Raw genomic sequence first — 24,699 nt, 5'->3', positions numbered from 1 at the left:
TACATCCTGCACAACACAAATTACTCACAAACAATCATTTTCAATCCATAATAGTCATATCTGATATTTATATTTTCAATATCACGGATAGAATGGCATCACGTGAAAGCCTTACTGCGCCTGACCCGCAGGGGCATGCATAGCCTGAACTAATACATTATCAAAAATATAGTATTTTACTTTTGTATACGCATTGTTAAATCTTGGTAACAAATTACACACCTGTCGGTTAATGCTGAGAGTTATAATGATGAAAACCACCATGCCACTACACAAGCTTTCCCTTGCTGTTATTGCAGGATTAAGCGTTTCTATGAGCGCCACTGCCATTGCTCAGGACACACAAACAGAAGATGAAGAAGACGTTGAAGTTATTTCCGTTACCGGTACGTTGATCGAGGGTGTTAATCCCGTTGGTTCCAACGTCATCGGTTTGAATCAGGAAAAAATCATTGAGCAGGGTGTAACCTCTGCTACCGATTTGCTTCGTCGCATTCCGCAAATGGCCGACTTCAACGCCGTGCCGGAAAATACCCTTACAGCCTCAATTCCTTTTGAGCCACCACAAATACGCGGTATTGGTGGCTTAAGCGGCATGGCCACGCTGGTGATGTTGGGCGGCAATCGTCTTGTTCCGGTTGGCCCGATGAACTGGGTTGACTCGTCGATGATCCCTGCGAGCCTGCTTGAGCGCGTAGAAGTGATTCCCGACGGCGGTTCGTCTATCTACGGTTCTGATGCCGTTGCCGGTGTCATTAACTTCATTCCGAAGAAAGACATGGAAGGCGGCGAAGTTAGCGTGCAGTATGGTATGGGTGCGGGTGACTATGACCGCATTGATATTTCCGGCGGCTTTGGCACAAGCTGGGATAAAGGCACACTGGTTACTGCATTTTCTTACGGCGACCGTTCACCGATGTACGGTAAAGATCAGGACTTCATTAAAGAAGACCTCACCGGTGTTGGCGGTGCAGATTACCGTTCCACTTCCTGTACGCCCGGTAATATTCTTTTAGACAACACCTTATATGGCCTGCCGGGTGTAGATGCATCATCACCGAACTACTGTTCTACTTATGACGACCAGTCTTATTATCCGGAAGAAGAGCGTTATTCGCTGTTCGCCAACCTGACTCAGGAACTGTCCAGCCGTTTAAGCCTGGATGTGCTGGCGTACTATTCACGCCGTGAAGCCACAGATTATGACCCGTCCGATATTCGCGCTTCTGCGACGATTACTTCTGATAACCCGTATTTTATCGCTGTGGGTGATGAAACCTCTAACACGGTTTCGTTCTCTTACGCGGATGTATGGGGCAGCGCCGGCGCAAACCCGTCCATGTACGAACAATGGCAGGTTACGCCCACCCTGACTTATCAGCTTACAGATACCTGGAAAGTTAAAGGTACCGTTAACTACGGTAAGAGTACGTCGTACTATCACGACTACTCCATTAACGCGAATGCGCAGCTTGCTGCACTTTCTGCCAGTACCACTGAGACAGCACTGAACCCTTACGATGTGTCACAAACCAGTGCATCTGTGTTATCCGGTATCAATAACTGGCTGGACGATACCAGCACAGACCAGGATTTAACGGAATTCAAAGTCATTGCCAACGGCGACATGTTTGAAATTGCCGGAGGTATGATGCGGGCAGCGGTTGGCTCAGAGTACCGTGAAGAGTCCTTCTATCAATCGGTAACGGCCGGTGAAGTGGGTAATCCTTCTACCTCTTCAGTACGCGACATCGACCGTAACGTTAAGTCGGTATTCGGCGAAATTTACATCCCGATTGTTGGTGATGACAACATGATGCCGGGTATCCAGCATCTGGACGTGTCTATCTCCGGCCGTTACGACAAGTACAACGATGTAGGCTCAAGTTCGAACCCAAAAATCGCGGTAACCTGGAACCCTACTGAAGATGTTACCGTTCGCGGTACCTGGGGCACGTCTTTCCACGCCCCGGCACTGGCTGACTTAGCGGCACCGCTGCAGTATGAACTGTTCCTGCCGATCAGTCCGCTGCGTTCATCAGACAGCCCGTTCTTCCCGGATTTCTTCAAACCGTCATTCACTTTGGGCGGTGCGTCTGAAGGTATTAAGCCTGAAACTGCAGAAACCATGTCGTTAGGTACCGACTGGTACGTGACTGACTCCACTAAGGTGTCACTGACTTACTGGAGCATTGCGTATGAAGACCGTCTGGATCAGAACGCAGGTTTCTTCTTCGGCCCGGCGTATTACGATGCAGAAGTAAATGAAGACTACTACATCGTTAACCCGACATCCGTAGAAGAAATCATCGCGAAATTCGGCGACTTCCCTACCCAGGGTTATGAGAGTCTGCAAGCCATGGTCGACATTTACGGCCTGCCTTATGTGGTGAGCGACCAGCGTAAATCGAACATGGGCGCGTACGAAGTCGATGGCCTGGACTACTCGGTACAATGGTTCGGTGACATCGATTTAGGCGAGCTGGACTTCTCGTTAAGCGGTACCTACATCATGAACCGTGACAAAGAGAACGTAAAAGGTGCAGGCTTTAACGACACGCTGGCACTGGGTGACTTCAACGAAGCTATTTCAGCGTTCAACAGTGTGGCCACGTTAGGCTTACGTCGTGACGACTGGTACTTCTCCGGTACAGTTTATTACCGTGGCAGTGCTGATGTTGCAGAGGAACATATCGATTCCTACACCACTTTGTCGCTGTTCGCCAGCTACGACTTCAGCATGGATACGCAGGTGACGTTCAACATTGATAACGTAACCGACGAAGATCCTCCGTTCCGTAACATCGATGAGGGTGTGGCTTATAAGAGCATGGGCCGCTTCTTATCTGTTGGCTTCAGAACCCGTTTTTAATTACTCTTCCTACGCGGAGGGCTGCCACGAAAGTGCCAGCCCTCATTATCATTTTTAAGGGGCAAGTTTATGACCAAACCCGTAAAACCGTATCTGTTCACATTATCCAAAGTGGCGCTGGGCCTTTCTCTGCTTTCATTTAACAGCGCTGCAAGCACACTCGAAGACGACTTCATCACCCCGCCTCAATCTGCCAAACCGTTAGTGTGGTGGCACTGGATGAGCGGGAACGTTACCCGTGAAGGGATAGAAAAAGATCTCGCCTGGATGAACAAAGTGGGTATTGGCGGCGTGCAGAACTTTGATGCCCAGTTAATGACACCCAAAATTGTCGATACCACACTGGAATACATGACTCCGGCCTGGAAAGACACCTTTGAGTATGCGCTGGGTGAAGCGAATAAACACAATTTTGAATTTGGTATCGCCGCGTCGCCGGGCTGGAGTGAAACTGGTGGTCCCTGGGTGAAGCCGGAACAAGGCATGAAAAAGCTGGCGTGGAGCGAAATTACCATCGACGCCAGACAGAAAAAAGCCGTTCGTGTGCCGCAACCGCCTCAAAATACGGGTGCGTTCCAGGATTTCTATGGCGCAGAGGAAATTTTTGCTGATCCTACACATGCCGAAAAAGAGACACCGGTTTATTATAAAGACATTGCCGTTATCGCCTTCCCTGTTCATGAACAGCGCATTCAGCCTGTTTCCGTAACAACCAACAATGACGACGAGCTCGACCTCGGTATATTGTCTGACGGTTCATACAGCAGCGCGACCAAAACACAATCGCACCCGGAAAAAACCGTTGAAATCACCTTTGATTTTGGCGAACTAAAAAGCGTTCAAAGCCTGTCTTTTGCTATGCCACCACCGGGTATGTTTATTCCGGCTCCATTTTTACCCACGCTGCAAGCCAGTGAAGACGGCGTAACGTTTACCCCTGTGGCAACCATTCCTGTAGGAACGACAGCACAAACAACGATCAGTTTTCCGGAAGTTAAAGCGCGGTTTATGCGTATCGTTATGTCGCGTAACCCGAACAGCAAATTTTCCCTGCCATCGTCATCTGCGCCCGGCGCTGCGCCACCTCCGGGCTTTAATTTACCTACCGGAGAAGCAAAATCAGAGCCGGTAGATTTGCTGGAAGTAGCCTTTTATCCGCAAGCCCGAGTGCATCGTTTTGAAGACAAAGCCGGCTTTGGTATTGCCCCGGATTATCACACGCTGTCTTATCAACACGCTGGTGAAGGTGTGTCTGCGGACGCTGTGATTGACATTACAGACAAGCTGAATGCAGACGGTTCACTTAACTGGCACCCGGAAAAAGGCTTGTGGAAAATTATCCGCATTGGTTACAGCCTGACCGGTAAAGAGAATCACCCTGCCACAGAAGCCGCCACCGGCCTTGAAGTCGACAAATACGATGCCAGCGCGGTGAGTGCCTATATTGATCACTACCTCGACATGTACAAAGACGCCAGCGGTCAATATGCATTGGGAGAAGGCATAAAAGCGCTGCTGAATGACAGTATTGAAGTCGGTGCATCGAACTGGACACCAAAAATGTTTGAAGAATTCAAACAACGCCGCGGTTACGACTTAACCCCCTGGTTACCGGCACTGGTTGGCGTGGTTATTGGCAGCGCTGAACAAACCGATAAATTCCTTTACGACTACCGGTTAACTTTAGGTGAAATGCTGGCAGACAATCATTATGCGGTGATCAGCAAGCGGGTAAAAGAAGCTGGCCTTATCCATTATTCTGAAGCACTTGAGAACGGCCGTCCGACACTGGGTGACGGCATGCGTATTCGCCGGAACGCGGACGTTCCGATGGCGGCTATGTGGTCTTTTGATACTGATAACCAGGTTGGTCCTCAACCACAATACTGGGCGGACATCCGGGAAGCCGCCTCTGTAGCGCACGTGTACGGGCAAAACCTGGTCGCCGCTGAGTCACTGACATCGGCCTCTTCTCCCTGGGCGTTCTCACCCCGGGATTTGCAACCCATGATCGATATGGAATTTGCGCTGGGTGTTAACCGCCCCATCATTCATACCTCGGTCCATCAACCCAAAGATGAAGGCCCGGGTCTGAGTTTATTTGTGTTTGGTCAGTACTTTAACCGCCTGGAGACCTGGGCTGATTATGCTAAACCCTGGGTAACTTATATCAGCCGCAATGCCTACATGTTACAGCAAGGTCATTTCAAAGCAGATGTGGCCTATTTCTATGGTGAAGATGCTCCTCCAACATCCCTGTATCTGGATAAGCCATCTGAAGATGTGCCACTGGAAAATGCTTATGACTATGTGAACAATGATGTCATAACGGATTTACTGCAGAACTGCGGGGCAGAGCTGTGCACAGATTCCGGCCAGCGCTATGCCGTGTTGTATCTTGGCGGCACCTCGCAATACATGACGCTGCCGGTTCTTGAGCGCATTGCTGAACTGGTAGCGAATGGCGCCACCGTTATCGGCAAAAAACCACTGGCCAGCCCGTCGCTGGCAGATGATGCCGCCCGTTTTGCTCAACTTGCCAACACACTGTGGAGCGGCAAAACCGGCAAAGGCCATATTATCGACACTGACAATATAGAAAGCGGCGTTAAGCAAGCAGGTGTAAAACCGGACTTCCGTTACACAGGCAAGCACGAAGATACCACGGTATTCTTTGTTCACCGTGAAACAGACAAAGAAGACATCTACTTCTATACCAACCGCAAAAACCGTGACGAGCCGGTAACACTGTCCTTCAACGTGTCTGACAGAAAACCGTATCACTACAACGCCGTTACGGGTGCCATTACTGCATTAAACAGCACAGTAAAAGACGGGCGCACCGTGATTGAAAAGGCCCTGGCGCCTTACGAGTCTGGCTATGTGGTGTTCGGTGATTCACCGGCGAACGTGGATAAAGTGGTTTCATCATTCAGTAATACAAAAACGCTGAAAGACGAGTGGCAGGTAACCTTTACTGAAAACCGTGGCGCGCCAGCCAAAGCCACTTTGTCTGCCGGGAACTGGGCTGAGTCTGACGACACCGGTATCCGTTACTTCTCCGGCACCGCCAGCTACACCCAATCTTTCAACATCGATAAGGCTATGCGGGGCAAACCTGTACAGCTGCATATTGAAGATGTGCGCGATGTGGTGGAAGTGGTAGTGAACGGACAGGTGGTGAATACGCTGTGGAAGCCGCCCTTTGAAGTAGACGTATCGGACTACCTGACAGCCGGTGAGAATACGGTAACGCTGAATATCACGAACCTGTGGGTGAACCGCTTAATCGGTGACGCCCAGCCGGATGTGAAGCAAAAGTACACCTTCACCACCCTGCCCGCCTACGTGCCGGATGCACCGCTTCGACCCTCTGGTCTGTTAGGCGATGTATCGCTGAAGTGGTAAAGCCCGCCTGAGGGCAGTCTGCGCAGGCAGATTGCCCGTTTTATTCTTCTTTTACCTGATTTTTTGAGGTACACCATGCGAACTCCTTTTATTCTGGCATCCATCGGAGGGTTACTGCTATTTCCTCAGTATGTCCCTGCTGCTTTCGCCACCGAACAAGTGCTTATTGACGTAGGCAGTCCGGGGCCAAAAATAAATAAAGATATCTTTGGTCAGTTTGTCGAGCATATCGGCGAGGGTGTTTATGGCGGGCTATGGGTGGGTGAGAACTCAGACATACCCAATACCCGAGGCTTGAGAGATGACGTCACAGAAGCACTGAAGCAACTGCACATACCTGTAATACGTTGGCCGGGTGGCTGCTTTGCCGATCAGTATCACTGGCGGGAAGGCATAGGCCCGCAATCATCCCGCGTTTCACGCAACAATGCGTGGGGTAATGTGATTGAGCCGAACCAGTTCGGTTCAGATGAGTTTATGGAGCTGGCTAAGCAAATTGGCAGTGAGGCCTATCTCACAGTCAATGTGGGCTCCGGCACGGTGGATGAAGCGGCAGACTGGTTTGAATACCTTACCTCGGATAATCCCACCACACTTGCCACGCTAAGGGCAGAGAACGGTCACCCCGTACCTTACAAGGTTAAATATATTGGCTTTGGCAATGAAGCGTGGGGCTGTGGCGGAGCAATGTCTGCAGACGAATACTTTGCCAGACTCAAGCCGTTCAGTGTGTTTGCGTTAAATCACAATCCTCAGCAACGATTTTCCGGCATAGACTTGCTGTTCAATCACGGCGCGTCGAACCCGGAAGCAATGATAAAAATTGCCGCCGGCCCCAACGATAACGACACTGACTTTACTGAAAGCCTGATGAAAAGCTGGTCTGAAGCCCCGGGTTATCTGCCTGTATTCGATGCCATGTCTTTACATCATTACACCATGTCCAGAGGGCCCATGTCGGATTACTCTGCTGATTTTGGTCAGGCTGAGTATGCACATTTCGTCTCGATGGCTATGGGTATGGAAGATGTACTGACAGCACACGAAAACATAATGGATCAATACGATCCGCAAAAGAAAGTGGCGCTTGTCGTCGATGAATGGGGGAACTGGTTAAAACCTGATATCAGTGAAAACCCCATGTTTCTGAAGCAGCAAAACAGTCTGCGTGATGCTATCACTGCTGCTCTGACACTCAATACCTTTATGCGTCATGCCGACAGAGTCAAAATGGCCAACATCGCCCAGATGGTTAACGTTATTCAGAGTATGATCCTGACTCAGGGCAAAGACATGCTGCTTACGCCGACTTATCATCTCTATAAAATGTATGTGCCGTTTCAGGATGCCACGTTTATCCCCTCTGACTTTAAAGCTGACATGATAACAATCGGCAAAACGCATTTACCACAGATTGATGTGGTCAGCGCTAAAAGTCCGGAAGGTAAGATTTGGATGGCATTGATTAACATTGACCCGGGAAAAACAACAGAAATCGAAGCGTTAGCCGGAGGGACCAGTTTTCAGACAGCCACCGGCTCAGTTCTGACTGCTCCTGAAGTTAACACCGTGAACGAATTTGGCAGGCCGGAAGCTGTAAAGGCATCCCCGGTCAGGTTTGAGCGGGAAAAGAGCGGCAAGCTGGTGATTTCCTTGCCACCTAAATCTGTAACGGTCGTCTCTTTACAGCAGTAGCACTCATTACCGTTTTAATGCGGGCAGTGGACCGGCACTGCCCCGGTTAAGAAGATCTAATACCCTTTCGAATTTAACCAGCGGATAAACTGCGGCATCATCCCTGTTGTGGTGGTACCGGGTCGTCCTGTACCAAAACCGTGCTCCCCTTTTTCATAAGCATGCAGTTCTACCGGCACATTCTGTTTTTGCCATGCGCTGACAATGCCAAACCCGTCCCTGCCAAACAAGCCGTCATCTAATGCAATTGCGGCAAACATTGGCGGTGCATTCTCAGGCACAGTAACGGCTTTCATGGGGCCGTAAATATAGCCCAGGAAAGCCGGACGATTAGCGGTGTCAGCAATCGAAGCCGATAAGGTAGTCATCGCCCCGGCTGAGAAACCGATAAAGCCCACTTTCGCCGGGTCAATATGCCAGTTATCCGCACTATCTTTTACATAGGATAACGCCTTCAGTGCATCTAACGGCGCCTGAGGCACAAAAATATCCGGCTCTTCCCCTCTTGCTTTTGCTGCAAATACGCTGCCTACATGAGCACCGTATTCATCGACATCAACCGGCGTTGGATTCAGTGTATAAGTCAGTACAAATGCAGCAATACCCTGCTCATTCAGTTTCTGAGCGACTTTGCGGCCTTCCTCTTCAACCGACAAAGACAGAAATGCACCTCCGGGAGCAACAATAACTGCCGTGCCCGTGGCCTTATCAACAGGAGGTAAAAAAGCATATAAAGAAGGGTTAGTTACGTTGCGGATCAAATACTGCTCCAGTTTAAATCCGTTGGGCATCGTCAAAGAAATCTGCCCCCACATTTCCTTGTCATTTTCCTGCATGGCCTTATCGTCGGGATAAAGCCGGATGGGATCGCCGAGAAATGATTGTGCTTCAACATTTTTGTTGATTACCACAGGCATATTTTGGGCAACTGCCTGTAAGCTGGCAGCCATAATAAGCAGCAACGGGATAAGTTTTTTCATACAAATTATTCCTGAAAAAAGTCCCGGATATCCCGGGACAACGTTAGATTGAACCACGCGTCTGTGGCATTGCTAAATTCTGCCAGCCCGCATTTCCTTCACTGCGTAATCCACCGCACGGGCTGTCATTGCCATGTAAGTGAGGGACGGATTTTGACAGGCCGTAGACACCATGGCTGAGCCATCGGTCACAAACACATTCTTAACGTCATGCATCTGGTTAAATTTATTCAGCACAGACTGTGTGGGATCATCTCCCATTCTTGCGGTGCCCATTTCGTGAATACCTGTACCGGGTTCGCTGCCTGTTTTAAACCCGAAAACTTGTGTCAGCCCGGCTGCTTCGAGCATTTCTTTACCGGACACAATCATGTCATCCGTCATTTTGTGCTCGTTCTCTCCCCACTTTGCATCCACATTAAGTAGCGGCATACCCCACTTGTCTTTTTGCGTAGTGTTCAGGGTCACTTTATTGTTGAAATCTGGCAGCATCTCACCAAAGCCAACCAGCACCATACTCCAGTCACCCGGCGTACTGACTTTTTCTTTCAGTGTTTTACCAAAACCTTTCCCCTGGGCCTGCTTTGCCCAGTCGGTGCGCGATGCTCCGCCTTGAAAGCCATATCCCCTGAGGAAATCACGTTTGTCATCACCAATATTCTGGAAACGGGGAATGTAAATGCCATTGGGACGTCTGCCTTTGTAATACTTATCCTCAAACCCGCTGTACTGACCCACCACAATGGCACCGATGTTGTGATCCATCAGATAATGACCTAGTACGCCACTGCTGTTACCTAATCCTCGCGGAAAGGCAGAGGAAGCGGAATTAAGCAGTATTTGCGTTGAGCCAAGCGTAGATGCACAAACAAAAACAACGCGGGCAAAATACTGCGTTTTTTCCATTGTCAGTTGATCAACAACTTCAACCCCGGTCGCGCGGCCGCTGGCTTCGTCATGTAAGATCCGCAGCACAACTTTGTTATTCATCAGAGTGAGATTACCGGTATTGCGGGCTGCGGGTAACGTGGCACTCTGGGTACTGAAATAGCCACCAAAAGAACACCCTCTGACACACTGATTCCGGTACATACAATTGCTGCGGCCCAGCGCTTCATGCACTGGTTTGGTTTCGGTAAGGTGCGCCGCCCTGCCTATGATCATTCTGCGGACGGGGAAATTTTCTGTGATCGAACCGGATACGTGTTTTTCGAGACAATTCATTTCCATCGGTTTGAGAAAATTACCATCAGGCAGAACATCAATGCCGTCATTATTGCCGCTAATCCCCGCAAACTCTTCCACATAGCTATACCAGGGATCAAGGTCAGAATAGCGCACTGGCCAAGGCGAACCATGACCATCACGCTGATTCTCTGACAAATTTAATTCTGACAAACGGTAAGACTGCCGACCCCACATAATCGATTTGCCGCCGGTATGATGGCCTCGGATCCAGGCAAACGGCGAGGTTTGTATATACGGATTATCCGGATCTTTAATAAATCGGTCGTGGCTGTATTCATTAATAACATGAGACTTCTGCTGAACAGGATAGTCCCTGTTCAGAATATCTTCGTTAAGTTTACCTTTGCCGATAGTTTCCCAAGGCTGGGTGAAATCGGAATGATAGTCTTCCCGGTGTTTAATGTCTTTTCCGCGTTCAAGCATTAAGGTTTTAATGCCTTTCTCACACAGCTCTTTTGCTGCCCAGCCACCAGAAATGCCTGAACCAATAACAATGGCTTCGAATGATGTGTTTTTCATGTTTTAGTCCATTAATAAGCGTTTGGCGTTGCCCAGGTTTTACCGATGATTGATAGGTCTTCACAGCCTTTATACATGCCGGGAACAGGGTCGTAATGCAGTGTTTTAGTGGCTCCCTGTTGCGAGGTGTAGTAATGAAAAACGATGAGCTCTTTGGTTTCTCTATAGCCTGCGGCAACCTCGGAATCCGGTGATTCGTCGTAGCTATAATCCTCAAGGGCAGAGACTATCCCATGATGTTTTTTATCGTCTCCGGAATGCCAGCTCTCACCGAAATTTGATTTCAGCCAGTTATCTAAAGCATCCAGTTTTCGAGAATAATCAGCGATATGTTGCTCGCCGTATACTTTCAGGACAAATGCTTTCATTTGTTCAGGCACCTGACAGGCCAGCGCCCCCGGTGTATCAGTATCAGGGATTATCTGGTGTGACAGCACTTTGAACATAGTGAAGTACTTACCGGCAAACGTGCCGGAAGAGGTAGCCGACTCAGCAGCAGTTGCCAACCGCGTATTCAATGTTGCCAGACCAAGTACTCCACTCAACTTCAGGAACTCTCTTCGTTTTAGTGAATTCATGCTATTTTTCTCCTCCCGCGTTGTTAGTGGCCAAGTCATCTGCACATTGCCCACCCTCATTTCCCGATGACGCCCAAATTAATCCGTTTTCCAACAGTCTGACAGCATACGCATCTGAAAAAGACTCAGCCTTGTGACCGATAGCGGTATAGAACACTCTGCCCTGACCCGCGCACTTTGCCCACACAATCGGATGATCGCCCATCGCCAGAGATTGACCGCCAAAACCCAGTGGCTCGTAGCTGCTTTCATCGATAGTAACAATCACCTCTACATCCTTGCTGCGGGGAGACTGTTCAAAGGAATACCACTCTTCGCTCATCTCAAAGGAAGCTGGCAGATCTTTCGTCAGAACCGGATTTTTACTCTCTGTAATCAATCTGGCTGACTGAAATTGGGGAGACATAGGATGACCGGTGAAACGGGCTGATATAAGTTCATCGGCATACCAGTCCCAGAAATATTGCAAATCGCCACCGGCGCCATGTACGGCAACAAACCCGCCCCCGTTTACAATAAATGCTTTTAATGCATCTCTTTGAGAGAAAGTCAGTGCATCACCGCTAATGTTATTCCAGACAATGACATTAAACTGCGACAGATCGTCTGCATTAAATACGCCCGCTTTGTCAGTGAAAAAGATATCCATACTATTGCTGGCGGCTAGCTCTTTGAAGGCGGGGACAGACGCTGCTATGGCTTCACCGTGAACGAAGCCATTCACTTTTCCAAACACTAAAATGCGTTTGCTATTCTCTGCTGCCGGTATATCAGGGCGAATATTGTCGTAACGAGCGCAGTTTTCTTCCTTTGCGGCATCAGTCATCAATGTGCTTTCTAAAAGACGTGTAATTTCAGACTTTGTTTTTTCATCAACATGGATGATGTGCTGTTGAAACAGAAAAGCCGGAGAGATGATATTGCCGAACCGCTCATCAAGTGGAAAGTCACCAAACGGCTTCGCAAATTTATTGGCAGCCTGAGGCGAAATGGCGGCAATTTTCTCTAGTAGTTCTTTATTTCTGACAACATCAGACAACGGCATATCAACTGAATAATGCGAACGTGCCGCCGGACAATCACCGGTTGCTACGCTTACTACTGCGTACGATGGCCGGGCAAATATCAGCAATACAAATACAAACAAGCGTGCGGAAAGACCTTTCATTTTTTGCTCCTGCATAAAAGTCCTGTTTGCCAGTTATTAAAAAGCCCCGGCCTTCACCGGGGCAACACCACTGACACATGGGTGCAAAGACGGTTTCGAAATTAGTGTGCGTAATCGTTCAGCGCGAGGCGGATGGTAATGGCAGCGACAAGCCCCCCCAGACAAATCCCCCAGATTGTTTTCACTAAAGCGGCTGTACTGAACGAAAGGGTGTCGATATTTACTGCAAATGTGAGTAACGCGAAAAAGCTTAATGACAGGGCCGCACCAAATACGGCAAACACCAGTGCGCGAAGCACCGGATGCGACGGTAACCAGGATGTGTGACCGGATTGCCCGTTGATGTGCAACTGTCCGTTGCGGATACGCTTACGGGTAAGAAATGAGGGAAAGAACGCGCCCATAAAGCCGATTGCCAGCCCCTGAGGAATGCTGTCAAAAAACAAACCGCTGTCGCCCTGCATAGGCACCACGTCCAGCCCGCCGAAGATCAGGAAAACAAAAAACAAACTGAATAAGCCGTTGATGACCGCTCCTACCACGGTTTCAACGCTTTTGTAGCGGTTCAGGGTCATATCACTCATTTTGTTATTATCCTTTTCAAGTTTTTAACAAAATGTAACTTACGTAATTTCTTCAATACGAACAAATTATTTATTTGATGCCATGTATTGATAAAAACTATAGATAAAAAATCCCCGAATCGTTCGCCCTGCTTGCGGGTTGTGTCAGGTTTAACCATTAACTCAAACTATACAACCGTCAAAAATGATTATTATTCCTGAAGATTGATTCACGTTATTTTTACAGTTGAGAAATTAATTTTTGACATCAGGACGTAACATGATCAACCGCAGACAATTCCTTGCCATGGCCTCTGCCACTATGAGCGCCCCGCTTTTTGCCAAAGCCGCCTCTTCATCTTTACCGGCTGGCGGTCAGTTTCCCGACAATTTTCTTTGGGGTGCAGCAAATGCAGGTCATCAGGTTGAAGGTAACAACGTTAATTCAGATATCTGGTTACTGGAGAACGTAAAACCCACGCTTTTTAAGGAGCAGTCCGGTGACGCCTGTAACAGTTTTGAGTTGTGGGAAACCGATTTGGATTTGTGCAGCAATCTGGGATTCAGCGCTTACCGTTTTTCCATTGAGTGGGCACGCATTGAGCCAGAACCGGGCTTATTCAGCCAGGCCATGATTGACCATTACAAACGCATTATCGACGGTTGTCACAAGCGCAACATGGTGCCTCTGGTCAGCTTTAATCATTTTGCCAGCCCGGTATGGTTTGCTGCCCGCGGCGGCTGGACCAATCCCGAAGCGCCTGCACTGTTCTCAAATTATTGCAGCAAAGTAGCGGCGCAACTGGCTGATGGTATTGGCTATGCGGTTACCTTCAACGAACCCAACTTACTTCGCTTGCTAAAAGTGCTCGGCATACCGCCTTTTGTGTGGGATATGCAGGAAAAAATGCTGGCAGCCGCAGGCAGAGCCACACAGTCAGAGCATTTTACCGGCCTGAATGCTGCGCGTTTGCAGGATTTAGATGTAATGAACCCAATTCTGATAGAAGGTCATAAAGCGGCCCGCCGGGCCATTAAAGCCGAGCGCACCAACCTGGATGTGGGCTTTACCCTGGCGATGCTGGATGATCAGTCTGCAGGTCCCGATTCTGTGCGCAATGAGATGCGTAAATATAACTACGGCGACTGGCTGAAAGTTGAAGAGACTGATTTTATTGGTGTGCAAAATTACGAAAAGGTAGTGTGGGATAAAAATGGTCACGTTCCCACGCCGGACGATGCAGAGAAAAACCACTCAGGCAGCTGGATAGATGCTTCCTCTCTGGCTAACTGTGTTGCCTACACCTATGCAGAAACCGGTAAGCCCATTATTGTTTCTGAGCACGGGATTGGCACTGAAGATGACAGTCAGCGTGAACGCTTTATCACTCACTCGCTGAAGCATCTGCAAAGTGTGATTGATAAGGGCGTGCCGGTAAAAGGTTACATTCACTGGACGCTGCTGGATAACTTCGAGTGGGTTTCTGGCTACGAACCGAAGTTCGGCCTGCATACCGTTGACAGAAAAACCTTTGAGCGGAAGCCAAAGCCCAGCGCGTTGGCTTATTCCAAAATTCTCAAGCAGAACCGTGTGTAGTCCGGCATGCTAACTCTATGCGCCTCGCCAGGCGCCTGCTCTCAAATATCCATCATTATGCTGGAAAAAGCGCAGGCAAATTATGCCCTGCGCGCGGTACATCTTGCTAAAGGCGAGCATAAAACGGCGGAGTATTTAGCTTTAAACCCTAAGGGTAAAGTACCGGCTCTGCTCTCTGACACGGAGGTCATTACAGAAACACCGGCCATATTGCTGTTTCTGCACGCACACTATCCGGATGCAGGGATACTGCCCGCTGACGTCAGCAACGTGGAAGCAGTGAGCGATCTGGCCTGGTTTGCCAGCTTCGTTCACCCGCTGATCACACGTTATTGCAAGCCGGACTTACTGGGCGTAACCACTGACGTTGATGCAGTGAAAGATGTAGCAGCATCGCAGTTAAAATCGGCGTATCAAAGCGTAGAGAAGCGTTTGAAAGCCACGCCTTACTGGTATGGTGACGACTGGAGTGCTACAGACGCTTATCTGTTCTGGACGGTAAACCGGCTAAAACGTGCAGGCTTTGATTTTTCAGCGTTTGAATACGTTATTCAGCACTATCAACAAATGCTGGCAAGCCCGGTGATTAAGCGGGCACTGCTGAAGGAAAAGGCGCTTTAGCTTAACGTATACCGGAAATAAAAACGGGACGTCTGATTAGCGTCCCGTTTTCGTTTTATACGATATCAGTACCCTGTCACTGAGGAGACAAACGAACGGATTTCATCCCGCAAACGGGTATCTGATGTACCCAGATGACCTGCAATAGAGTAATGGTTATGTCCAGACAGGATCATGCTTCTATCGAGTATATGATTAGCCTGTAAGCGCTCTTGTAATAGTCCGATACATTCCTTCTGGAAACGTTCGGGGTCGAGCTCTGTACAGGCAATAAACAAGGGTACAGATGTTTTAATTAATGCTGGCAGGGGTTTACGCGATCCATATTCTGCGGCATCACCATAATACAGCGTATCACGGTCATCCAGCGGAGTTATGCCGTACAAACCGGACAATAGCACCGCACCGGTGATTTTTTCCTTACCCGGATTCAGTTGCAGGTATGTTGCCACATGACACGCGCCAGCGGAGGTACCGCACAGAATGATATTATCAGCGTTGCCGCCATACTGAGCCACATTGGCTTTAAGCCAGCTTACCACCCGGGTAACATCTTCACCGCCGGCAGGCCAGGTAAAATCAGGAGCAAGGCGATAGTTTATCACCACACCCAGCCAGCCCTGTTCCGCTGCCATGCGGCCCACGCAGGCGTTATACCAGCGATCGCTATCGCCTTTATCGCCTTTCAGGAAACCGCCACCGTGAACAAAAACGAATACCGGCTTTGACTCACCGTTTTGGCTAACTGCGCCATAAATATCCAGCACATGACGCTCATGGTCGCCATATGCCACATCAACGGCACTGGCAGGTTGCTTCGCCACCAGCTGACGTTGCTCGTCACTAAAAATAGCTAACAGCCCTTCCATCACGGGCGGGCCGAGTTCACGGCCCAGACGGCGGATTTGTTCACTTACCGCGGTGTTTTCCATGGTTTATTTTCCTGCCTGATGCTTAACAACTACTCAGCGGTGATGGTATTCACCAGCTTGCCCATAGGACCAATTTCCACCGACACCGTATCGCCCGGCTTCATCCACAGTGGCGGATTGCGTTTCGCGCCAACACCGCCCGGTGTGCCGCTGGCAATCACGTCACCCGGTTTCAGCGGTGTGAAGCTGGAAATATACGCAATCACCGTTGCGATTGGGAAAATCATATCGCCGATGGGCTGTTGTTGCACGATATCGTCGTTCAGACGCGTAGTAACCTGCACCTCAGAAAGGTCACCGGCTTCATCCGGCGTTACCATGTAAGGACCGAACGGGCCGGTAGTCGGGAAATTTTTGCCCGGTGTGAACTGGCGGGTATGCCACTGCCAGTCACGTACAGACGCATCATTGAAGCAGGCATAGCCGGCAACATGAGACATAGCATCCTGCTCAGAAATATAACGGCCACCTTTGCCGATGATCACAGCCAATTCACCTTCGAAATCCAGCTGCGTTGACACCTTTGGCATCACGATGGGCTGATTGTGACCAGACAGGGAATCGGCAAAGCGCACGAAAATTGACGGATGATCAGTGGCAGCGCGGCCTGTTTCCTGTCTGTGAGTCTCGTAGTTATGACCCACACAGAATACTTTATCCGGATTCGGCACAACCGGACCTAATGTGACATCAGCCAGGCTGAGTGTCGTTTCACTGTTCAGCGATGACAGGGTGCCTTCAGTAATGGCAGTTTTAAGATCGGCTGCCTTTGCAGATAAATCGGTGATCACATCACCATCAAGACGGCCAAAGCCCTGTTGGCCACTGGCAGTAGTAAAGCTTACGTATTTCATAAAATAATATTCCTGAGTCGGTTAATTCAGCGGCGCGGGTTGCCATGTGCGGTGAAAGCGGAAGGTTTCTTCAGCTACTTTCAGCCCGGCGAAATCTTTGTCAGACATGCCCCATTGATCGATGCGGTTTTCCGGCCACGTCCAGTCTTCCGGCGCACCCACTTTGTAATCTTCCGGCACTTTCTCAACGGCGGTAGAAAACTCTACAACCGCACCGAAAGGTGCGATGTAATAGGCAAACACGTTGTCACCCGGTCCGTGACGGCCTGGGCCCCAGGCAGGCGTACGTTTATCGTCGCGCAACCGGCCGACACCGCGCATCACCGCGTCCATATCCTGCATCTCAAATGCAATGTGATTCAGAGAGCTGAATCCTGCGCGGGCAAAAGCGGTGCTGTGGTGGGAGTCGTTACAGCGCACGAATACCATGCCTTTTGTGCGGTCTGACACGCGGAAGTTAAGCACCTCTTCCACAATGTCAGCCGTGCGTTCTGCATCGGTGGCATTGAAAACCACATGCGTCAGTTTTACCGGCAAATCGTCATCGTCCAGCGCATCAACTTCTTCTGCATTCACAAGAAAACGTAATAATTCACCTTCAGGCAATTCAACAACAATGCCTTCACCACCACCCAGGTCAGTGCACGCTTCAGGCCGGCAAGGGAAACCGGACTGAGCGACACGTTCTTTCAGGGCAGTCAGTTCATCGCTGTCACACACAAATGTAACGCTGCGTACATACTTGCTGTCGCCTTCTTCCAGCGCAACCAGATAGGGAAATGTGCCGGAGCCGCGAATGTAATGTGTGTTGTTTTGCACGGCAGCAAGTTTGGTGCCCCACACATTCACCAGGAAATCTGCGGCTTTATCTGCTTCCGGCAGCACCATTTCTATACTGCGTAGTTTCATGCTTCATTCTCCAGTTCTCCGGCAACGGCCTCTATGCCGGCAAGGGCGCAATGCTCATCGACTTCACCGGTGTCACCGCTTATCCCCACAGCACCAAGGATATTGCCCTGACTGTCTTTAATCAGATTCCCCCCCGGAGATAACGCCAGCTCAACCCCGCTGATAGCGGTGACACTGGCAAAAAATACCGGATTATTTTTCGCTTTCTCTGCAATGCCACGGGTGTTGAATCCCATGCCAAGAGCGCCTTTTGCTTTCGCCATAGCGATATCGAAGCGGTATAAACTGGCCTTATCTTCCCGTTTGAAAGCAACCGGATGCGCACCGGCATCAAGTACAACAACCGCCAGCGGGTTCACGTTATTTTCTCTGGCATAACGCAGGGTGCCATCAATGATCTTATCAGCGAGGGCTAATGTTAATGTCATGCTATGGATTCCTGTTGTGAAGTGGCAGCACAAGCACCATCAAGCTGGTGTCTCAGCTGCTGTAAAAGAGAGGCACAGCATTCACTGGCTGTACCGTAAACGTAGTAGTCAGGGCGCAGCAGTACCGCTCCCACACCTGCTTCTTCAAACCAGGCGGTCAGTTGCGGGTCGCGCCACTGGCTTAAATCGACCACTTCGATGTTCAGGTCCGGCAGGATACTCTTAACCTGAGTTAACGCTTTGCCCGCAACTTCCAGTCCCGAAACCAGTAATCGCCAGTCGCCGCGGGTTAAATCATCAAATAACTGTTCCGAGCCATTAATATTCAAACGGGGCTGAATGAAGCGGCGTCCGGCCTGTGAAGTCTCTGCTGCGATAATACCGTCGGTGACAGGCGGAATAAGGTCGGCAGCCGTTGTGGGCAACTCACCTTTTTTCACCTTTTCCCGTATGTCGATATCACGCTGCGCGGCCTTTTCCCGGTCCAGCATACAGATATAACGACCTGCACCGACTGCGGCAGAGATAACAGCCCGGACATGAGGGTCACGCTCAGGTTGATATGTCTTAAGCAGGGATTCATTTGCCAGGCCTTTAGATACCAGGTCCAGTTTCCACGCAAGATTGGCGACATCACGGAAACCATGGCACATGCCTTGCCCGAAAAATGGCGGAGTCTGATGGGCAGCATCACCGGCTAAAAAGACATTGCCGCATTTCCATTGTTCCGCCACGAGACCGTGGAAACGGTAGGTCACAGCACGCACAATGTTATGCGGAACGCCTTTAAGATAAGGCGCAAGTAACTCTGCGACTTTTTCCGGCTGCATCATTGCCAGATCATCTTCACCCGCCAGCAGCATTAATTCCCAGCGGCGGTGATTTCCTCTGCCGGGAACCACAGTTGCCGGACGTTCGGGATCACACATCATCACAGACAACTGCTGAATATTGGCATCGTCAGGTAAACCAGTCAGTGGCGGGAACTGGATCTCCCCTTCTACTTCGGCATCCACCACCAGCCAGGGCTCTTCAAACTGCAAATCGTCCAGTTTTATACCCAGCGATTTCCTGACGACGCTGCGGGCACCGTCACAGGCAATGACCCAGCGGGCCTGAACAGTTTCCGCTTTATCGCCGGTGCGGGTTTCCAGCGTTACGCTGCGTTTACCGGCGGTATCAGTCTGCTGACTGATCGAAATACATTCCGTGCCCAGACGCAGCGATACGTTATCGAAACGGGACAGCGCATTTCGCAAGTGATCTTCCAGCTCTGGCTGATAAAAGAAGTAATCGTTCGACCAGCCGTAAGGCCGGGGCTTGCCCACTGTGCCCATATACCGGATAACACCGTGATCAGCACCGATATGCAGATGACCGTCGGTGTCGCGCATATCTTTTAAAATGGTGTCGTGTAAGCCGACAGACTGGAATAACCGCACCATCTCATGGTCGAGGTGAACGGCCCTGGGTAACGGATACGGGTTAGCTTCTTTTTCCAGAACGACGACGTCAAGCCCCCGTTTTCCCAGAAAATTGGCCGCAAGAGCCCCTACCGGCCCGCAGCCAATAATTGCTACATCATACATTGTAAATTTCCTTTTGGCGGGCTAGCTTTCGCGGGCTGGCGTTTTGTACAAACGGCCTTCTTGCATAATCATCGCGATATTTTGCTTGTTTTGCATAATGGTGACGTCTTTGGTGGGATCGCCGTCAATAAGCAGTAAGTCAGCCAGGTAACCTTCCTTTACCAGACCAAGCTCGTCACCCATACCCATCAGTTGACCGCCCAGTTGTGTAGCGGCGTGCAGGGTTTCGGCAGGGGTATAACCGAAGTGCTCAACCCATAATTCCAGGTCGCGGGCATTACGGCCGTTAGGGTTGAAAGGGAATCCGTAATCGCCGCCGGGCAGAATTCTTACGCCTTTCGCTTTCAGCTTGGGTACCAGCGCTTTAAGCTTAGACAGCACAATGGCAGCGTCTTCCTTCATATGGGTCATGTCCATATGCGGGGGTGGGGTTGCATCCAGCGTGGCCTGAATAATACCGATAGTGGGCGCAACGAACATTTCGTCTTTCTTCGCCACCAGCATATCAATGGCTTCATCATCGGCGTAGGTGCAGTGATACAGAATGCGGAAGCCGGCTTTAATCCCGAATTTCACCGCATCGCAGGCATGGGCATGGCCGGTAAGCCACACGTTGCTTTCTTTTGCCTGTTCACCGGCTGCCATTAACTCTTCTTCGGTGTAAAGCAGTTCCAGCGATGCACCTGGTTTCAGTGCACTTTCACCACTAATAAGAAACTTAATGGCTTTCGCACCAATATCCGCACAGTCTTTTACGAACTCTTTGACACCTTCCGGACCACGGGAATGCAGTTCAACATGACCCGGATCAAGATCAGATTCGTTGGGCGGCTCACGCTCTACAGAGGAAGGAATTAAACGTGGACCGGGCAATCCACCGGTCACCAGGTGTTCATTTAATGAGATTTCCAGGGTTTTGCTTAACGCGCCTGCGGAATAAGCACTGGTAAACCCGTGGTCGAGAAGAATACGGGCATTACGGGCTGCTGTCAGCGCCAGTTCCTCAGGGGGAAGGAACATGCCCGGCACAAACTTTTCTACCGACGTTGGCCAGGTAAGGTGAGCATGGGCTTCAACCATACCGGGCATAAGCGTTTTACCCTTTGCGTCGATGACAATATCGCCTTCCTGTGCAGGAATGGCTGCGTCACTGATTTGAACAATTCGTTTGTCTTCAATGGCAACAGAGCCGGAAACCAGATCACTACCACTGCCGTCGAAGATATTTGCGTTATTAATTATTGTACGCATAAGCGTCACCTATTCTTCTGGATATACGCTTATGTTGGCACTCTCAGATATTTGTTCAAATATTTATTTTTTTGTTAAATATAGGTAAAGACTATACATCCAGACACTGCACGGTATGGTCAATGAAAGCCTGTGCAATTGCCGGTAACTTTCGTTCCGCCAGCCATAACAGGCCCACCTTGCGCTGGAAGGCTATGCCCTCAATTTTTATTGCCCGCAGGGTCCCGTTTTCCAGCTCAGATTTCACCACTTCATTTGGCAATATTGTGATGTAATCTGATGAGCGTACGATGGATTTTGTGGTAAGTAATGAGTCACAGGAAATAGCATTGCCAGGCAGCGTTGCATTACTGTTGATAAACAGGGCGTCAATTTGTCTGCGAAACCCGCCAACTTTATCTGGCAATACCCAGCGTGCCGCAGCCAGTTGCTTCAGATTCATCATATCGGGAAGATCTTTATTCGCATTCCCGACAATAATAGAAAATGGATCAGTCATCACCGGTAACTCACAGAAATCCTCCGGCGAGTCCGTCATACCAGATGTAAGAATGACCACATCCAGTTCGTAACTCTTCAGCAAACGCTGGGCTTTGGCGTCATGACACTCAATAATTCGCAGATTAAATTTCGGATATTGCTCGCTGAAACTGTTAATGACCTTCCCCATCACAGACGCCAGTGCGCCGGGTGTTCCACCGATATTCAGGGGACCGCCGATATCTTCCGCCAGCAGTTTGATTTCTTCCTGCGCCGAGACCAGCAGGCTGTCCACCGCCTGTGCTTTAATCTTTAACGCTTCCCCTGCCGGGGTAAGTAAAATTCCCTGCCGGTTACGCTCAAAAAGCTTGGTAGCAAGAACGCGTTCAAGCTGATTAATCGCTACGGAAACGGATGGTTGGGAAAGGTGCTCTGCCCGGGCAGCACCACTGATGGTGCCCTCCCGGCAAACCGCCAGGAAAAGACGCAATGTGCGGGGATCGATACGCATGACTCACTCCTATGCATTAACTGCACTTATACTTTTTTATATACAGGCAATAAAAAACAATAGATGAAGTGTCGTCGATCACGCTTAAAAAAACAACGGCAATAAAAAAGGCCACGGTGCTGACACCGTGGCCTTCCTCTCAACAATCAGGGCTATTACTTAACAGTAAGCGTGCCTTTCATTACGCCGATGTGGCCGGGGAACGAGCAGAAGAACGTGTAGTCTTCTCCTGCTGCCAGAGCCTTAACATCAAAAGTAACGGCTGTTTCTTCGCCACCACCGATTACATCGGTCATAGCGATAACACGCTCGTCACCTGCTTTAACGTAGTTGTTTGCCAGACCAGCACCAACGCCGTCTCCGGCAATTGCCTGGGCATCTGCAGTTTTAGATAAAACCCAGTTGTGACCCATGACTTCTTTAGGCAATGTACCCGTGTGCTTCAGCGTTACAGTGTAGCTGTCGCAAGAAGCAGGTACTGCCATTTCAGATTTATTGAATTGCATCATGTCAGTGCTGTCGATAGTGGTCGCACATTCTTCGCCAAAAGCGAAGCCACTAAACAAAACTGAGATCGCAACAATCGTTTTTTTCATCATTTATTTCCCATTGTATTAATCAATTACGTTTTACCAGACATTAACTTTTTTGTATAGATCTGGCATCACCACAAAATGATAATGAAAACAATTATCATTTATGATTTAATGAATTTGTTTGGTTATGTGTACGGTTTTGTTATGCAAAAAGGTTTACTGGAACTGGAGAGTCATATCCGCAAAGGCGACGAGCCGGACAGCCCCCTGCTTGTCGATACCTACTTGCGCCGCATTGAACATGCATCTTCTTTATTGCTTTCCACGTATGAGAAAGTGAGTTTATACATCCACGCAGCCAGGTTGTTACTCGACACCGTATGCGACTGTTTTGTGGTGACGCACTGGCGGCACCACTGCCTTAACCAGATATACCGGCCGTTGTTAGCAGCACAACGTATGGTGACCTGCGACGACGAAGACCAGTTAATCCGTCAGTTCCAGCGGGAACTGAACATCCTGGCTCAATATTTTTTGTGAAGGACACAACATGTCAGAATATCGTATCGAAAAAGACAGTATGGGAGAACTTGAGGTACCTGCAAAAGCACTTTACGGCGCGCAGACTCAACGGGCTGTAAATAACTTTCCTGTGAGCGGCCAGCCAATGCCCCGCCCTTTTATTGAAGCGCTGGTGACCATTAAAAAAGCCGCCGCGAAAGCAAACTTGTCATTGGACTGTATAAACGCATCCACCAGCCACAACATCGTTAAAGCCTGTGATACCTTGCTGAACGATGAGCAAATGATGCAGCATTTCCCGGTGGATGTGTTTCAGACCGGTTCCGGCACCAGCTCTAACATGAACGCCAACGAAGTGATTGCCACCCTGGCGAATAATGCCGGCAGTGTTAATGTGCACCCCAACGACCACGTTAACTATGGTCAGAGCAGCAACGATGTGATCCCTACCTCCATCCACGTCAGCGCAGCGATTCAGGTACACCACGTACTGCTTCCGGCACTGACGCATCTGTCAGAAACCATCGGTGAAAAAGCGCAAACCCTGAAGGATTATTGTAAAACCGGCAGAACTCACCTGATGGACGCCATGCCGGTTCGCATGGATCAGAGCCTGGGTGGCTGGAAAGCGCAGATTGACGCGCAAATTAATGCGATTCAGAACCTGCAGCCTGCCCTGCAAACCCTTGCTCTGGGCGGAACTGCGGTAGGTACTGGTGTGAATGCCCATCCTGATTTTTCTTTTGCATTTAACCGCGAATTGTCTGCTCTTACGGATATCGACTTTCAACCCGGTGACAACTTCTTCGCGCTGATTGGCTCCCAGGATACCGCTGTTTCGCTTTCAGGCCAGTTGAAGGCCACCGCTGTGACAATGATGAAAATAGCCAACGATCTTCGCTGGATGAATTCAGGCCCGCTGGCCGGACTGGGTGAAATCGCATTACCAGCTCTGCAACCGGGCTCATCTATCATGCCGGGCAAAGTTAACCCGGTTATTCCGGAAGCTGTGGCGATGGCTGCAGCACAGGTAATTGGCAACGACACAGCAATCACTATTGGAGGTCAATCAGGTAATTTCGAACTGAATGTGATGCTGCCTGTCATTGCGTCCAACCTGCTGAACAGCCTGACACTTATTGCAAACAGCGCCACCATTCTGGCTGACAAAGCCATCGCCGGTTTCACGGTGAATCAGGAAACCCTGGAGAAAGCCCTGCACCGCAACCCGATTCTGGTGACCGCTCTGAACCCGGTTATCGGTTACGCCAACGCCGCAGAAATTGCCAAGAAAGCGTACAAAGAGCAGCGTCCGGTGGTAGATGTCGCTGAGGAAATGACAGATATTCCCCGCGAGGAACTGATGAAGCTTATGGATCCGATGAAGCTGACAGAAAATACCGGAGAATAAAATGCACAGCGCCCGTTACGGGCGCTG

At 49.7% G+C, this 24,699-nt stretch carries 20 protein-coding genes; 7 read left to right on the top strand and 13 right to left on the bottom strand.

Annotated elements, in window-relative coordinates; translation table 11 throughout:
* Positions 1-247: 247 nt before the first annotated feature.
* From J3369_RS01630 to J3369_RS01620, 3 genes are all read left to right on the top strand, one after another.
* Entirely contained in the window at positions 248-2,872 is a 2,625-nt protein-coding gene (locus J3369_RS01630) for a TonB-dependent receptor plug domain-containing protein (RefSeq protein WP_349583024.1), read from the top strand.
* Between the two features lie 69 nt (positions 2,873-2,941).
* Positions 2,942-6,280, top strand: a complete 3,339-nt coding sequence (locus tag J3369_RS01625) for a glycosyl hydrolase (RefSeq protein ID WP_349583021.1) — start codon at positions 2,942-2,944, stop codon at positions 6,278-6,280.
* Between the two features lie 75 nt (positions 6,281-6,355).
* The gene (locus J3369_RS01620) at positions 6,356-7,975 is read left to right on the top strand and encodes an alpha-N-arabinofuranosidase (RefSeq protein ID WP_349583018.1); all 1,620 of its coding nucleotides are present in this window, start codon (positions 6,356-6,358) and stop codon (positions 7,973-7,975) included.
* Between the two features lie 56 nt (positions 7,976-8,031).
* Here J3369_RS01620 and J3369_RS01615 read toward each other — a convergent pair whose 3' ends face one another.
* The 5 genes from J3369_RS01615 to J3369_RS01595 form a co-directional block, all read right to left on the bottom strand.
* Positions 8,032-8,955 carry an alpha/beta hydrolase gene (locus J3369_RS01615; RefSeq protein ID WP_349583015.1) on the bottom strand — a complete coding sequence of 308 codons (924 nt, stop codon included), beginning with the start codon at positions 8,953-8,955 and terminating at the stop codon, positions 8,032-8,034.
* Between the two features lie 72 nt (positions 8,956-9,027).
* Positions 9,028-10,722 (bottom strand): GMC oxidoreductase, encoded by a 1,695-nt coding sequence (locus tag J3369_RS01610; protein ID WP_349583012.1) that lies wholly within the window; start codon positions 10,720-10,722, stop codon positions 9,028-9,030.
* 11 nt (positions 10,723-10,733) lie between these two features.
* A complete protein-coding gene (locus J3369_RS01605) occupies positions 10,734-11,300 on the bottom strand; it encodes a gluconate 2-dehydrogenase subunit 3 family protein (protein WP_349583009.1) in 567 nt (188 codons plus the stop codon).
* Position 11,301: 1 nt separating this feature from the next.
* Positions 11,302-12,468 carry a ThuA domain-containing protein gene (locus J3369_RS01600; protein ID WP_349583006.1) on the bottom strand — a complete coding sequence of 389 codons (1,167 nt, stop codon included), beginning with the start codon at positions 12,466-12,468 and terminating at the stop codon, positions 11,302-11,304.
* 101 nt (positions 12,469-12,569) lie between these two features.
* Complete coding sequence (locus J3369_RS01595) at positions 12,570-13,052, bottom strand: hypothetical protein (RefSeq protein ID WP_349583003.1); 483 nt, start codon at positions 13,050-13,052, stop codon at positions 12,570-12,572.
* A gap of 259 nt (positions 13,053-13,311) precedes the next feature.
* Between J3369_RS01595 and J3369_RS01590 the strand changes: the two genes are divergently transcribed.
* On the top strand, positions 13,312-14,628 hold the full coding sequence (locus J3369_RS01590; protein ID WP_349583000.1) for a glycoside hydrolase family 1 protein: 1,317 nt from the start codon (positions 13,312-13,314) through the stop codon (positions 14,626-14,628).
* Positions 14,629-14,634: 6 nt separating this feature from the next.
* Positions 14,635-15,249, top strand: a complete 615-nt coding sequence (locus J3369_RS01585) for a glutathione S-transferase family protein (RefSeq protein WP_349582997.1) — start codon at positions 14,635-14,637, stop codon at positions 15,247-15,249.
* Positions 15,250-15,314: 65 nt separating this feature from the next.
* On the opposite strand, the gene J3369_RS01580 is transcribed toward J3369_RS01585, so the two are convergent.
* The 8 genes from J3369_RS01580 to azu all read right to left on the bottom strand — a co-directional run bounded on the left by J3369_RS01580 (position 15,315) and on the right by azu (position 22,802).
* The gene (locus J3369_RS01580) at positions 15,315-16,181 is read right to left on the bottom strand and encodes an alpha/beta hydrolase (RefSeq protein ID WP_349582994.1); all 867 of its coding nucleotides are present in this window, start codon (positions 16,179-16,181) and stop codon (positions 15,315-15,317) included.
* A gap of 29 nt (positions 16,182-16,210) precedes the next feature.
* The gene (locus tag J3369_RS01575; RefSeq protein WP_349582991.1) at positions 16,211-17,035 is read right to left on the bottom strand and encodes a fumarylacetoacetate hydrolase family protein; all 825 of its coding nucleotides are present in this window, start codon (positions 17,033-17,035) and stop codon (positions 16,211-16,213) included.
* A gap of 21 nt (positions 17,036-17,056) precedes the next feature.
* Positions 17,057-17,944 carry a VOC family protein gene (locus J3369_RS01570; protein ID WP_349582988.1) on the bottom strand — a complete coding sequence of 296 codons (888 nt, stop codon included), beginning with the start codon at positions 17,942-17,944 and terminating at the stop codon, positions 17,057-17,059.
* Complete coding sequence (locus J3369_RS01565; RefSeq protein WP_349582986.1) at positions 17,941-18,372, bottom strand: GlcG/HbpS family heme-binding protein; 432 nt, start codon at positions 18,370-18,372, stop codon at positions 17,941-17,943. Before J3369_RS01565 ends, J3369_RS01570 begins: the two co-directional genes overlap by 4 nt.
* Positions 18,369-19,961: a bifunctional 3-(3-hydroxy-phenyl)propionate/3-hydroxycinnamic acid hydroxylase MhpA gene (mhpA, locus tag J3369_RS01560; RefSeq protein WP_349582983.1), complete on the bottom strand. Its 1,593-nt coding sequence runs from the start codon at positions 19,959-19,961 to the stop codon at positions 18,369-18,371. Before mhpA ends, J3369_RS01565 begins: the two co-directional genes overlap by 4 nt.
* Before the next feature lie 21 nt (positions 19,962-19,982).
* The gene (locus tag J3369_RS01555; protein WP_349582980.1) at positions 19,983-21,212 is read right to left on the bottom strand and encodes an amidohydrolase family protein; all 1,230 of its coding nucleotides are present in this window, start codon (positions 21,210-21,212) and stop codon (positions 19,983-19,985) included.
* 91 nt (positions 21,213-21,303) lie between these two features.
* The gene (locus tag J3369_RS01550) at positions 21,304-22,203 is read right to left on the bottom strand and encodes a LysR family transcriptional regulator (RefSeq protein WP_349582977.1); all 900 of its coding nucleotides are present in this window, start codon (positions 22,201-22,203) and stop codon (positions 21,304-21,306) included.
* 155 nt (positions 22,204-22,358) lie between these two features.
* Positions 22,359-22,802, bottom strand: coding sequence for an azurin (gene azu / locus J3369_RS01545; protein ID WP_349582974.1), 444 nt, complete (start codon positions 22,800-22,802; stop codon positions 22,359-22,361).
* 141 nt (positions 22,803-22,943) lie between these two features.
* On the opposite strand from azu, the gene J3369_RS01540 reads away from it, so the two are divergent.
* Positions 22,944-23,279 (top strand): hypothetical protein, encoded by a 336-nt coding sequence (locus tag J3369_RS01540; protein ID WP_349582971.1) that lies wholly within the window; start codon positions 22,944-22,946, stop codon positions 23,277-23,279.
* A 10-nt stretch (positions 23,280-23,289) separates the two neighbouring features.
* Positions 23,290-24,672 carry a class II fumarate hydratase gene (locus tag J3369_RS01535; protein WP_349582968.1) on the top strand — a complete coding sequence of 461 codons (1,383 nt, stop codon included), beginning with the start codon at positions 23,290-23,292 and terminating at the stop codon, positions 24,670-24,672.
* Positions 24,673-24,699 lie beyond the last annotated feature (27 nt).

Source organism: Alteromonas sp. NFXS44 (genome assembly GCF_040148705.1).
In the GTDB taxonomy this organism is placed as follows: Bacteria; Pseudomonadota; Gammaproteobacteria; order Enterobacterales; family Alteromonadaceae; genus Alteromonas.
The sequence above is the reverse complement of the archived record's forward strand: the minus strand, read 5'-3'. Positions and strand labels throughout refer to the sequence as shown.